11 protein-coding genes and 1 pseudogene are annotated in these 12,944 nt (G+C 36.1%); 3 read left to right on the forward strand and 9 right to left on the reverse strand.

Annotated features, from left to right (window positions below):
• The 5 genes and pseudogenes from M030_RS0108245 to gyrB form a co-directional block, all read right to left on the reverse strand.
• Nucleotides 1–213, reverse strand: a pseudogene (locus tag M030_RS0108245) (IS5/IS1182 family transposase); the annotation flags it as partial.
• 101 nt (nt 214–314) lie between these two features.
• Nucleotides 315–1,637: a DUF3857 domain-containing protein gene (locus M030_RS23875; RefSeq protein ID WP_051584948.1), complete on the reverse strand. Its 1,323-nt coding sequence runs from the start codon at nt 1,635–1,637 to the stop codon at nt 315–317.
• A 67-nt stretch (nt 1,638–1,704) separates the two neighbouring features.
• Nucleotides 1,705–3,606 (reverse strand): DUF3857 domain-containing protein, encoded by a 1,902-nt coding sequence (locus M030_RS0108255; RefSeq protein ID WP_027373078.1) that lies wholly within the window; start codon nt 3,604–3,606, stop codon nt 1,705–1,707.
• 113 nt (nt 3,607–3,719) lie between these two features.
• Complete coding sequence (locus M030_RS0108260) at nt 3,720–4,142, reverse strand: DUF5684 domain-containing protein (protein ID WP_027373079.1); 423 nt, start codon at nt 4,140–4,142, stop codon at nt 3,720–3,722.
• A gap of 84 nt (nt 4,143–4,226) precedes the next feature.
• Nucleotides 4,227–6,161 (reverse strand): DNA topoisomerase (ATP-hydrolyzing) subunit B, encoded by a 1,935-nt coding sequence (gene gyrB / locus M030_RS0108265; RefSeq protein WP_027373080.1) that lies wholly within the window; start codon nt 6,159–6,161, stop codon nt 4,227–4,229.
• Nucleotides 6,162–6,540: 379 nt separating this feature from the next.
• On the opposite strand from gyrB, the gene M030_RS0108270 reads away from it, so the two are divergent.
• The 3 genes from M030_RS0108270 to M030_RS0108280 are packed head-to-tail and all read left to right on the forward strand — an operon-like array spanning nt 6,541 to nt 9,406.
• Nucleotides 6,541–7,884: a cytochrome ubiquinol oxidase subunit I gene (locus tag M030_RS0108270; protein ID WP_027373081.1), complete on the forward strand. Its 1,344-nt coding sequence runs from the start codon at nt 6,541–6,543 to the stop codon at nt 7,882–7,884.
• Nucleotides 7,881–8,885 carry a cytochrome d ubiquinol oxidase subunit II gene (locus M030_RS0108275; protein ID WP_027373082.1) on the forward strand — a complete coding sequence of 335 codons (1,005 nt, stop codon included), beginning with the start codon at nt 7,881–7,883 and terminating at the stop codon, nt 8,883–8,885. The genes M030_RS0108270 and M030_RS0108275 overlap by 4 nt, the downstream gene beginning before the upstream one ends.
• Before the next feature lie 5 nt (nt 8,886–8,890).
• Nucleotides 8,891–9,406, forward strand: a complete 516-nt coding sequence (locus M030_RS0108280) for a ClbS/DfsB family four-helix bundle protein (RefSeq protein WP_027373083.1) — start codon at nt 8,891–8,893, stop codon at nt 9,404–9,406.
• Between the two features lie 38 nt (nt 9,407–9,444).
• Here the strand turns inward: M030_RS0108280 and lysS are convergent, their stop codons facing one another.
• The 4 genes from lysS to M030_RS0108300 form a co-directional block, all read right to left on the reverse strand.
• Nucleotides 9,445–11,142, reverse strand: coding sequence for a lysine--tRNA ligase (lysS, locus tag M030_RS0108285; protein ID WP_027373084.1), 1,698 nt, complete (start codon nt 11,140–11,142; stop codon nt 9,445–9,447).
• Between the two features lie 117 nt (nt 11,143–11,259).
• Entirely contained in the window at nt 11,260–12,186 is a 927-nt protein-coding gene (gene rlmF / locus M030_RS0108290; RefSeq protein ID WP_027373085.1) for a 23S rRNA (adenine(1618)-N(6))-methyltransferase RlmF, read from the reverse strand.
• Nucleotides 12,187–12,561, reverse strand: coding sequence for a c-type cytochrome (locus M030_RS0108295; protein ID WP_027373086.1), 375 nt, complete (start codon nt 12,559–12,561; stop codon nt 12,187–12,189).
• Nucleotides 12,561–12,773, reverse strand: coding sequence for a hypothetical protein (locus tag M030_RS0108300; RefSeq protein WP_027373087.1), 213 nt, complete (start codon nt 12,771–12,773; stop codon nt 12,561–12,563). The genes M030_RS0108295 and M030_RS0108300 overlap by 1 nt, the downstream gene beginning before the upstream one ends.
• Nucleotides 12,774–12,944: the final 171 nt, after the last annotated feature.

Consider the following 12,944-nt stretch of genomic DNA (forward strand, 5'->3'; position numbering starts at 1 on the left):
AAACATTTCCTTGAGCAAAAGCATTCCTGCTATTTTGCGAACCGCAATAGAGGGTCTTCCTTCTTTTGAAAATAAACCCTCGAACTCAGCTTCTATTTTATCCCAAGAAATCTCATGCGCTAATTTTACAAGTGGATGATCCATATTAATAAGCTCGGTAAGTCTGGTCCTGAATAAATTTTGCTGTAAATCCTGTTTTATTTTTCCTAACATTTTGCCACTTTTTATACCCTAAAAATACGATTTTCTGCAATTTTATACAACATTTTTAAGCGAAATTTGATAATAAAATATTGAATATCAAATCGTTGTATTTATTTTAAGGAATGACTATTTACAAAAGTCATCTCAGTCCCTTTGTCCTTTTCAAATAAAATCCCAAAGTCATTCCAGTTCCTCTGACGCATCAAATTTGCCTTTGCATTATATGAAGTTGCGTCATAAAGGTTAATCTTACCATTAATTTTAGCTGACGCCAATGCATAATTCATACTGTTAAGATCAATCGAAGCAATATTAAAAATTCCGTTATCCACAGTTGAAATTAGAAAAGGGTTAGCTTCAATACCTGAATTTCTAAGTAACATGACAAGAAATAAATTGAGATCTGCACTGTTTCCTGTCTTTGATTTTAATAACTGTTTAATATTTTGACTTGGTATGATACTACTTTGTTTATTCCATTTATAATTTGTTTTAACAAAATTAAATACCTTATTAGCCCTTTCATTAGCCTCATAATAATTTTTAATTTCTTCGGGTAAAATTCCTTTAACATCACTTTTTAAAAATCCTCCAAATTTATCATCTTCTGATAATAATTCTGCAACATTGTTCCAATCTTTAGATTTATCATAAGTATATTCTCTGGATCGATATCGCGTTAATAGATAAGCTAATTGAGCTTTTAATTTTGCTTTATGCCTGCTTAAATCTTTCACAAATAATTCATTTTTAACTGGTTTTACATTTTCATAACCAAATCTGTAAATATTATATAAAAGATTACTCCTATTCTCCGTAATTGAAATATTATATTTTGGAACAAGCATATTTCCAGGGTTGTTAAAGGTATAAGCCAAAGTTTCAGGATATTCCAGATTAAACTCCTGATATACAACCGGAATATTATGTTCAAGCACATGGCTAAGATTGAAAAAATTAGCATCTCCTACTTTATATCTATATTCAATCACAGAACCATTTAGAATATTGGGAAAAGCAATTTTATAAAATTTAAGGCCCTTTATAAAATTTTCCTTTAACTGATCTTTTTTATCGACAGTAACTTTTTCTACCTTGTCTCCTGCCAGATTATATACTGTAGCTTCGAATTCTAATAATCTTTCTCCAGTTTGCATAGGAATTTCAAGATTTAGCCATTCTTCAGCTTTATTTTTATCATAAATTTTAATTTTAGAATAATATTCTTTTTCTAATGATTGCTTTGGAAGGATATTAAACCTTACAATATTATATAATATTTCTGCAGGGGCATCCTTTTCAATTAAGGAGCTCGTTTTTTTTACATCAGTTTCATTGAAAATGGGAAACGAAAGAAATTTATGGGTTTGTGACCACATCAAATTAGAAGATGTAATAAGGAGTACATTTAAGGCTACATTCTTAAATTTCATAGCTTTTTATTATGGTTATTAATTAATATAATAAGTGTTATACTTAAATCAAAATATATAATTCATTCTAAATATTTTCTCTAATGGACATCAAAACTTTAGCATTATCAGCATTACGTATTTTCTTTCTAAAATTTATATAATCTTTATACTTGTCTTTGGGGTATATTCCTTTTATAATTTTAAGAGTTCTTTTTACAATAAGTTTATCTGCTATTTTTGAAAAGGCAATACTATAAATACCAAATTCCGAATTAAGGGTTACATCTTCGGGAATAGCTTTTATATAATAACCGGAAGGAAGTTTATAATCTATAGTATAGTTATCCTGAAAAGAGAATTTATTTTCAAAAGGTAATGCCCTATCTTTCTCATCGGTATGGAAAATATCATCATACAGAGGAACGGCTCTAAAAACATAATCATTTCCCAGCATCTTAGTGTAATTAGCGGCCTTAAAATCAATGTCCAAATCTATCATCGCTTTATCCTTATCATTGGTAATTTTCGTTATATCTAGATTTTCAAAATCTAAAGTTGATAACTTTTTTACCAATCGATCTTTTCTTTCCTTTTCAGAAAGCATAACATACATTAGATGATAATCATATTGGCTTCCCCGATATGAAAATCTAGCCTTCCCCGAAACAGAGCTACCTGCTGTTAATTGGATTTCAACAGTCTGATTATCTCCACTCTGCTCCGCAGTATAACTGGGAGTTTGTATAATTTCTATTCCATCCGATTTTACGGCCAAAGTATTTCTATCTGTTGTACTGAAACTTAAATGATTAAATGCTATCTCCTGAGAGGTATTTTCCAGCCAGATATTTCCTTTTTCTGTAGGTATCATGAGTATAACATGATTTCCAGACATTTTTGGAAAATCTTTATCAAAACTTACAGGAGAATAATCAGAATTAATAATACAGTAGTTAGACTGAATTCCAGCTTCATCAAGAAGTATTTTCATATAGTTAGTTAAACCTTTACAATCCCCGTATCCTTTTTTTTGTACTTCATCTGGCAGCATGGGTTGCCAGCCACCTATTCCGAGAGCAACAAATACATATCGGGTTTTACTCTGCATATATTGATATATTCTTTTTACCTTCTCTTCTATTGTTCCTGTCAGATTTAATGAAGCAATTTCAGATTTAATATTCGGAGTAGAAATAGAAACAGGATAAAGCAGATTTTCGTAATACCATTTTCCAAAGTCTTGCCACGAAGTGATACTCCCCCTTTTACCCACAAGATTAAACTGATCCAGAGAGAAACTAACCTTTGGTAATATTGTTTGAGGACTAGGCACCATTTTACCATTATCGATAGCCGGTATATCCTTAAAAAAGTATGATGAGGCAATCTTGTCAGTCTTTACCTCTACTTGGCCATAAGAGAACTGAGAATCATAGACTTTTGACCGCAGATTAATGTTTGATTTATTAATAACATTTAACTTACTTTCTTGTAATGAAATATTATAAGTATAAAAAGGAATAAAATCTGGAATAAAAACCGTAGTTTCATCCTTAAGTTCATAAGTGAATTCTAGCGTATAAGGAAATTGTGAATAATTGTAAGGAAGAATAAGCATCCTATTGTCAGAGTAAAATGATCCTTGAGGATTGGCTGCAATATCAACAAAATCACTCTTTGAGTACGTTTTAACTTTCACTCCCTTTTCATCATAAATTATAACTTTTATCCCTGATATATTCCCTCCCTTGCTATAGCCTATTCTCGGAATAGAATATGAAACTCCATCATTATTGAGAACTGTAATTACAGATGTTTTTTTATACTGAATATCATCAATCTTATTAATTTCTATAACTTGATCTTCTTTTCTGATGACAACATTCGCATTTTTCTTTAAATGTTCAGGAATTGCAGAAACCGCATATGTCTGCGCATAATAGAATGGAGCCGTAGATATGGCCGCTAGAAATAATATTTTCATCATAGTTATTAAAAGTAGGCAAAAATAATGAAATCTTAACAACTGTTAAAAATTTCCATTAAAAAGACTTTTATAAAATAAAAAAGACTTCGTTTCTGAAGTCTTTTTCCGATTTTTTAATCATTTGGAATTCTTTTGCTATCATAAGTATCACTCCCCAGCCCAAGAACAGGAATAAAAATAAACCCGAGGAAGAGTAACAGGATTGTATACAAAGGAGTTTCTTTTGCAAAACCTTTAGCTAATCTATCATAGGTAACCCAGATGGCATAGATATTTACCAAAGGGATACAGAATAAGATAATCCACCATATGGGTTTTTTAACAATCTCTAAAAGTACAATCGTGTTGTAAATAGGAATAAAAGCAGCCCATGCATCTTGCCTTCCGGCTTTTTGAAAGATTTTGTACATGCAATATCCATAGAAAACATAGAACAATAAGCTCATGATCATCGTTCCTATACCAAATCCTGCAGCAGCTGCACCGCTAGCTGCATCCATCCCATTATAAGGGTCTGTTTGTAAAAGAGTTAACATATTTATTTGTTTTTTTTGGTTACTCCAAATATAAAAAAAGCTTCTAAATAATTAGAAGCTTTTTAGGGTATATTTTACAAATGCTTAGGCATCAATTTTTGCATATTTTGCATTTTTCTCGATAAACTCTCTTCTTGGTGGAACCTCATCTCCCATCAGCATTGAGAAAATACTATCTGCTTCAACGGCATTGTCGATTGTCACCTGCTTCAGAATTCTATGTTCCGGATTAAGCGTTGTTTCCCAAAGCTGCTCAGGATTCATCTCTCCAAGACCTTTGTAACGTTGTACTTCCACTCCTCTACCGTCCGGAGACATATCTAAGGTAAACTCTTCACGTTCTTTTTCGTTATAAGCATACACTTTTTTATTTCCTTTTTTCAATAGATATAAAGGTGGCTGAGCGATATAGATATATCCGTTCTCAATCAATTCTTTCATATATCTGAAGAAGAAAGTAAGGATAAGCGTAGAAATGTGAGAACCGTCAATATCGGCATCGGTCATGATTACGATCTTATGGTATCTCAGTTTAGCCATATTCAATGCTTTGCTGTCTTCCTCCGTACCTACTGAAACTCCAAGAGCCGTATAAATATTTCTGATCTCCTCGTTATCATATACTTTATGAAGCATAGATTTTTCTACGTTGAGAATCTTACCTCTTAGTGGAAGGATAGCCTGGAAGTGTCTGTCACGCCCTTGTTTAGCCGTTCCACCTGCGGAATCTCCCTCTACAAGGAATATTTCAGACTCTGCCGGATCCTTTGAAGAACAGTCAGATAGTTTTCCCGGAAGACCGGAACCTCCCATCGGAGATTTTCTCTGAACCATTTCACGTGCTTTTTTAGCAGCCTGTCTTGCTTTAGCCGCCAAAACAACCTTTTGAACGATCAGTTTAGCTTCATTAGGATTTTCTTCTAAGAAGTTAGTAAGCATTTCCCCTACAATTTTATCTACAGCACCGGAAACTTCAGAGTTACCTAATTTAGTTTTCGTCTGTCCTTCAAACTGAGGTTCCATTACCTTTACAGAGACTACAGCGGTTAATCCTTCACGGAAGTCATCACCTGTAATTTCAACTTTCTCTTTTGCAGGCAATCCCAACTCATCGGCATATTTCTTAAGAGTTCTTGTTAAAGCTCTTCTGAAACCTGCAAGGTGAGTACCTCCTTCATGAGTATTGATGTTATTTACATACGAGTGAAGATTCTCGTTGAAAGAAGTATTGTAACGCATAGCTACTTCTACCGGAATATCATCCCTTTCACCTTCCATGAAAATCACGTGCTCCATAATAGATTCACGGTTTCCGTCAATGTAGGCAACGAATTCTTTCAAACCTCCTTCAGAATGAAAAACTTCTGAACGGAAAGATCCATCTTCTAATTTTTCTCTTTCATCGGTAAGGGTAATTGTAATTCCCTTATTCAGATAAGAAAGTTCTCTTAAACGGCTTGCTAATGTATCATAATTATATACCAGTTCCGTAAAGATTGTATCATCCGGTTGGAAAAACTGCTTGGTTCCTTTTTTCTCGCTATGCCCGATTTCCTCAACCTGAGTTTGCGCTTTTCCTTTAGAATATATCTGCTGGTAAATATTTCCGTCTCTGTAAACAGTAGTTACCATTTCGTTGGAAAGTGCATTCACACACGAAACTCCAACTCCGTGAAGACCTCCTGAAACCTTGTAAGAATCTTTATCAAACTTACCTCCGGCTCCAATTTTTGTCATTACAACTTCAAGGGCTGATTTCTGCTCTTTTTCGTGGAAATCAACCGGGATACCTCTACCATTATCAATAACCTCAATTCCGTTTCCTTCCTTGATGCTTACGAAGATTGTGTCGCAGTATCCTGCCAATGCCTCGTCAATAGAGTTATCTACTACTTCATAAACCAAGTGGTGAAGTCCTCTTGTTCCTACATCACCAATGTACATTGAAGGACGCATACGAACGTGCTCCATTCCTTCCAATGCCTGAATACTACTAGCTGTATATTGTTTTTGACTCATATTAAATATTAAAAATCCTGCTCTATGCAAAGACTTACAAATATCGTGATTTTTTTCGACGTATGAAAGTTAAAAAGTGTCAAAAAAGTATTGTTATCAGCATAAAAAAAGAATGCTAAACAGCATCGTTATTTTTAGAGTAATTTAGGTCAATCATTACCATTTCAGAATCAATTTTTTATCTTTTTTAAAAATGATAAAACTCTGCATCATATTATATGGTATGCACCTGAAAAATGGCTCCCGCTTTTCAGAACGACCATTTTCCTACAAAAATAAAGGATCAAAGTTAAAACTGTTATGTTTAATTCATACTGTTGTAAATCATATTCCACATCCATAATTTATGCGTAAATTTATTTACTGAAAAGTTGATATTATGGATGATTTTATTGCTGCCCGTGCCCAGATGGCGCTTTCTCTGGGCTTTCATATTATATTTTCCTGTGTGGGTATGGTGATGCCTTTCTTAATGGCTTTTGCCCACTGGAAGTATCTTAAAACAAACAATGAAGTTTATAAAGGTCTTACCAAAGCCTGGAGCAAGGGAGTCGCTATCCTTTTTGCCACCGGAGCCGTTTCAGGAACTATGCTTTCTTTTGAACTGGGGCTTTTGTGGCCTGGATTTATGAAACATGCCGGTCCTATTTTCGGGATGCCATTTTCTCTTGAGGGAACAGCATTCTTCATTGAGGCTATTGCCATCGGATTTTTCTTGTATGGTTGGGAAAGGTTCAACAAATGGTTTCACTGGTTTTGTGGTTTCCTGGTAGGAGTAAGCGGATTAGCTTCAGGAATTCTGGTTGTAGCCGCCAACGCATGGATGAACTCTCCGGCCGGCTTCGATTATATCAACGGGCAATATCTCAATATAGATCCTATCAAAGCGATGTTCAATGAAGCCTGGTTTCCACAGGCTCTCCATATGACAGTGGCCGCTTTTTGTGCCACGGGATTTGCAGTAGCCGGAGTTCATGCCTTTATGATCATGCGAAAAAAGAATGTTGAGTTTCATACCAAAGCTTTCAGAATTGCTGTCGGTTTCGCCCTTATCGGAGCATTTGGTGCGCCTTTAAGCGGTGATGTAGCTGCGAAGTCCGTAGCTGAAAGACAACCCATTAAACTGGCCGCCATGGAGGCTCATTTTGAAACAGAAAAAGGGGCAGCATTTGTCATTGGGGGAATTCCTGATGAAGAAAAAGGTGAAATTAAATATGCCGTTAAAATTCCAAAGGTTCTCAGCTTTCTGGTAAGTAATGATTTTAATGCGGAAGTAAAGGGACTTAAAGATTTCCCGAGGGACGAATGGCCTCCGGTTGCGGTAGTTCATTACGCTTTTCAGATCATGATTTTCTTTGGAGTTATTATGATTTGTATCGGGGCGGTTTACCTGTATGCGTTCTTCTTTAAAAAGGAATGGTTATCCAGACACTGGTTATTAAAAACCTTTTTAATTGCGACTCCTTTCGGGTACATTGCGCTTGAAGCAGGATGGACTGTCACAGAAGTCGGAAGACAACCATGGATTATCTATGGTATCATGAGAACAGTGGATGCGGTAACGCCCATGCCTGGAATACAATATTCATTCTACTTCTTCACTGCGATCTTTATATCATTGTCATTGATTCTGATATTCCTATTAAGAAGACAGGTACAAATGGTACCAAAACTTTATGACCCAACAGACCCACAGTTTAACGATAAAAATAAAAAATCATGATCTATATTGTTATAGGCTTTCTATGGCTTTCCATCTGTCTTTATATTATTTTGGGTGGCGCTGACTTTGGGGCAGGTATTGTTGAACTTTTTACCAATAAAAAAGCCCGGCATAAAACCCATGAGATCATGTACGAATCTATTGCTCCTGTCTGGGAAGCCAATCATATGTGGCTTATTATTGCCATTGTTATTCTTTTTGTAGGCTTTCCTGAGATCTATACGACCATGTCTACGTATCTCCACATTCCCTTAGTGCTCATGCTTGTTGGGATTATTGCGAGAGGAACAGCGTTTACCTTCAGACATTATGATGCAGTAAAAGATAACTGGCAGGTTTTATATACACAGATATTTTATTATGCGAGTCTTTTGACCCCGTTTTTCCTGGGGCTCATTGCAGCGGCAACGGTTTCGCATTCCATCAATCCTGATGCAACCACGTTTCCGGATCTGTATATTTTTAGCTGGCTCAACTGGTTTGGGGTCTCGGTTGGTCTATTTACGGTAGCTCTTTGTGCTTATCTGGCCTCTATTTTTTCTTTAAGAGAAACCAGAGATAAACAGGAACTGCTATTGATGATCAGAAAATCAAAACAAACCATGATTTTTGTAGTGATTACGGGAATTCTCGTCTTTGCTACTGCTTATATTTCAGATATTCCCCTTTTGATGTGGGTATTTTCAAAACCTTTGGGAATTATGGCTATTGCTTTTGCAACCATTGCATTGCTATTGATACTTCGGGCATTGAACCGCCAGAAATTGCTTCCTGTACGTGCATTGGCAGGGTTCCAGATGGTAATGATCCTTGTGGCTGCCACTTATCAGCATAACCCGAATATTATCCTGTTGGGAAATGGGCAGCATCTTTCACTTTTAGAACATATGGCGCCTGAAAAAACAATCTCTGCTTTAGGATGGGCTTTAATGCTGGGATCATTATTTATTCTACCGTTTTTGTTTTATCTGATGGCTTCATTCAGCAAACTGAGAAAGTAAAACTTATGCAAACATATAAGGATAAAAAAGAACTCATCGATGAGCTTAGAAAAAGATATGAATTGTATGATAAGGAGTTTGATGATATAAAAGAAATCGAAAAAAGTTTATATAAACATGGAGTCGACAAAACGCCTTCACAAAACATAGCTTATCAACTCGGCTGGAGCCATTTACTCTTGCAATGGGAAGCTGACGAAAGAAAAGGAATCGAAGTAAAAACACCGACCCCTGATTACAAATGGAATAATTTAAAAGGATTATATCAGTCTTTCTACGAACAATATTGCTCTTACAGCCTGCAACAGCAAAGAGAACTGTTACAAAGTCAGGTAAACGAAATTATTGACTGGATTGAAAGCCTTGATCATGAAACCTTATTTGTTCCTGAACAAAGAAAATGGGCCACTACACCTGCAAAATGGCCGGTTTGGAAATGGATTCATATCAATACCGTGGCCCCATTTAAAAACTTCAGGACGCAGCTCCGGAAATGGAAAAAAGAAACCGGTACACACTAAATCTGTACCGGTTTTTTTTTATATCTGTTTTAATAAAACTATACAAGCTTCATCAAAAGAACTTCGTCAATTTTCTCTACTTTCACAATATTGTTCTTTGTCAAAGTTTTGGAAGCTTTGTCCCATTTTTTACCTGATAACTGGCTTCTTTCCTTTACTTCAGCTAAAGTCATCGGTTCTTCCTGAGAATTTAGGATTTCTAGGATTACTTTCTCATCCTCTCCCAGTTCAATTTGCGGAACGGCTTTTTCAGGTCTCATCTGAGGGAAGAATAATACTTCCTGGATCGATGCATTGTTCGTTAAGAACATGATCAGCCTGTCCATTCCGATTCCTAATCCTGAGGTTGGTGGCATACCGTATTCAAGAGCTCTTAAGAAATCCTGATCAATAAACATAGCCTCATCATCACCTCTTTCAGAAAGGGCCATCTGAGCCTCAAAACGTTCTCTCTGATCAATCGGGTCATTAAGCTCTGAATAAGCATTGGCAATTTCCTTACCACATACCATCAATTCGAAACGCTCTGTTAAACCTTCTTTGCTTCTGTGTTTTTTAGTCAATGGAGACATTTCAACAGGATAATCCGTAATGAAAGTCGGCTGAATAAAGTTTCCTTCACATTTTTCACCGAAGATCTCATCAATTAATTTCCCTTTCCCCATTGTTTCATTCACTTCAATACCGATAGATTTTGCAAAATCATACAATTCCTTCTCTGTTTTTCCTGTGATATCAAAACCTGTAAATTTCAGGATAGCTTCTGTCATGGAAACTCTTGGATACGGAGCTTTAAAGTCTACATGATGTTCTCCAAATGTAGCAGTCGTAGTTCCGTTTACCTGAATGGCACAGAATTCCAATAACTTCTCAGTGAAATCCATCATCCAGTTGTAGTCTTTATATGCTACGTAAATTTCCATAGCAGTAAACTCCGGGTTGTGGGTTCTGTCCATCCCTTCGTTTCTGAAGTTTTTAGAGAACTCATATACTCCGTCAAAACCACCTACGATCAATCTTTTCAGGTACAATTCATTGGCAATTCTTAAATATAATGGAATATCTAAAGCATTGTGATGCGTGATAAAAGGCTTTGCCGCTGCTCCACCGGGAATCGACTGCAAGATCGGAGTTTCCACTTCAAAATATCCTGCATCGTTAAAGAAAGTTCTCATCGCATTGAACAATTTTGTCCTCTTCACGAAAATTTCTTTTACCTGAGGGTTTACCGTTAAATCCACATAACGTTGTCTGTATCTCAATTCAGGATCTGTAAATCCGTCATGTACTACCCCGTTTTCATCCGTTTTTGCCTGAGGAAGCGGACGTAAAGCTTTGGTTAAAAGCGTAAAGTTTTTTACTAAAACCGTCTTCTCCCCTACCTGAGTCGTGAACAATTCTCCTTCAATACCGATAATATCACCGATATCCAAAAGGTGTTTGTACACTTCATTATATAGTTCTTTATCTTCACCCGGACAGATTTCGTCTCTGTTGAAGTAAACCTGAATTTTTCCTTTAGAATCCTGCAATTCCGCGAAAGAAGCCTTCCCCTGAATTCTGCGGGACATTAATCTACCAGCGATCTTCACCTGTTTACTTTCAGAAAAGTCCTGTTTTATAGATTCTGTAGTATCTGTAATCGTATACTCATCCGCAGGGAATGCGTTAATCCCCATTTCAGTAAGCTTATTCAGCTTTTCTCTTCTAATGATTTCTTGTTCTGATAATTGCATTTCTTATTTTTCTAAAAGCGTACAAATTTAGGCATTTTTGCCTTGACCATCAAATTGATTTTTTCAGAAATTTAAAAATAGATCATGTTAACGTTCAAAACAATGACATGGTCTATTTTACGTAAACCAGTATTTCTGCTTCTGTTGAGGAATAAATGTCCAGGCCAGCATTCTGCTTACTTTCTGTCCCTGAGCCATATCAATGATTTTGAAATCTGCAGTCTTTACTTTCTTTAAAAGTTCCAAGAGTTTGGGTAAGTTATCTTTTTTAGAAACCAGACAGGTAAACCAGAGAACCTGCGATGCCAATTCTGCACTTTCCCGAATCATTGTGCTGATAAAAGCCAGTTCACCACCTTCACACCATAATTCGGACTGTTGGCCGCTGAAATTGAGTAAAGGTTTTTGTTTCTTTGATCTGTTAATATTTTTCGTTTTCCTGATATTTCCCTTCATCGCAGCTTCTTCGGAATCATGGAAGGGGGGATTACACATCGAAAATGTGAACCGGTCATCAGATTTCAGAATATTTTTAAAGATATGCTTTGGATCCGGCTGTTGTTGTAATTGAATTACCGGAAGAAGATCCAGATTCTGGTCTAAAATCTCCTGTGCATTTTTAAGAGAATCACTGATATCAGTTCCCAGCATCTGCCAGCCGTAAGACCGGTGAGCAATTAAAGGATATACAAGATTCGCTCCGGTTCCTATATCCAGACCTTTTACAGCAACTCCTGCCGGAATTTCACCGGATGATTCTGCTAACAGATCTGCAATATAGTGCAAGTAATCTGCCCTGCCGGGAATGGGAGGACATAAATTGGTATCGGGAATATCCCAGTTTTTAACATGATAAAAATGCTCCAACAATGCCTTATTCAACAACTTTACCGCTTTAGGAATGCTAAAATTAATCGTTGTTGTCTGATAAGCATTGACAAATACATAATGCTTCAGTTCCGGCACACAAGAAATAAGCTGCTCAAAATCGTATGGATCGCGATGCAGATTTCTTGTGTGCAGACTGGATTTTTCAGTAGACATTTATTTTTTCTGACTTAAAATATATTCTACCATCTTTTTGGCATCGTCTTTAGATACCTGTGGATGGGCAGCCATAGGGACACCTCCCCAAACACCACTTCCGCCTTCTATAATTTTGGAAGCCAGCAGTTCAATATCCTTTTCAGAATACTTGTTGGCGATTTCCTGATAAGAAGGTCCTATCATTCTCTCGGTAGCCGAATGGCATCCTGAACAATCTAATGTTTCGATGATCTGATCACCGGAAAGATTAGATTTTGCAGCTTCTGAAACAGCTGGTGTTTCAGAAGAAGTCGCCACTTCAGCTGTATTTTCTTTTTTAGAACAGGAAATGGTCAGAAGACCTACAATTCCTGCCAAAAATATTTTTTTCATTATTTCTTCGCAGTAGAATCTGTTTTAGCAGCTTCAGGAGCAGTAGGAGTTGCAGCAGGAGCAGCGGCAGGTTTAGCTGTAGAATCTACAACAGTAGTTGCTGCAGGCTCTTCAAGCATGGTATTGCTGTCTTGTAATGAATGATCTACTTTTTTAGAGCAGCTAGCTAATAATAAACCTCCGATAAATGCGATTGCTAATACTTTTTTCATTGTTTTCTAATTTGGTAGCAAAAATATAAAAAATAAACTTTTAAACTTATGACAAATGTTTTCTTTGAAGAATATTTTTTCAGAGGTAGTTTTTATGTAAAAAAAGCAAAAAATAATTCATTTACTAGGGAAAATTAAATCTGGTTATTATTTTTGTGAAACGGATCATAA

Origin of the sequence: Chryseobacterium sp. UNC8MFCol, from assembly GCF_000482305.1 — a bacterium.
Lineage (GTDB): Bacteria > Bacteroidota > Bacteroidia > Flavobacteriales > Weeksellaceae > Chryseobacterium > Chryseobacterium indologenes.

Coding starts and splice junctions, on each gene's coding strand:
- M030_RS0108300 (WP_027373087.1), bottom strand. CDS start 12,773: ATGAAAAAAGTATTAGCAATCGCATTTATCGGAGGTTTATTATTAGCT.
- M030_RS0108260 (WP_027373079.1), bottom strand. CDS start 4,142: ATGTTAACTCTTTTACAAACAGACCCTTATAATGGGATGGATGCAGCT.
- lysS (WP_027373084.1), bottom strand. CDS start 11,142: ATGCAATTATCAGAACAAGAAATCATTAGAAGAGAAAAGCTGAATAAG.
- M030_RS0108280 (WP_027373083.1), top strand. CDS start 8,891: ATGCAAACATATAAGGATAAAAAAGAACTCATCGATGAGCTTAGAAAA.
- gyrB (WP_027373080.1), bottom strand. CDS start 6,161: ATGAGTCAAAAACAATATACAGCTAGTAGTATTCAGGCATTGGAAGGA.
- M030_RS23875 (WP_051584948.1), bottom strand. CDS start 1,637: ATGAAATTTAAGAATGTAGCCTTAAATGTACTCCTTATTACATCTTCT.
- M030_RS0108270 (WP_027373081.1), top strand. CDS start 6,541: ATGGATGATTTTATTGCTGCCCGTGCCCAGATGGCGCTTTCTCTGGGC.
- M030_RS0108255 (WP_027373078.1), bottom strand. CDS start 3,606: ATGATGAAAATATTATTTCTAGCGGCCATATCTACGGCTCCATTCTAT.
- rlmF (WP_027373085.1), bottom strand. CDS start 12,186: ATGTCTACTGAAAAATCCAGTCTGCACACAAGAAATCTGCATCGCGAT.
- M030_RS0108275 (WP_027373082.1), top strand. CDS start 7,881: ATGATCTATATTGTTATAGGCTTTCTATGGCTTTCCATCTGTCTTTAT.
- M030_RS0108295 (WP_027373086.1), bottom strand. CDS start 12,561: ATGAAAAAAATATTTTTGGCAGGAATTGTAGGTCTTCTGACCATTTCC.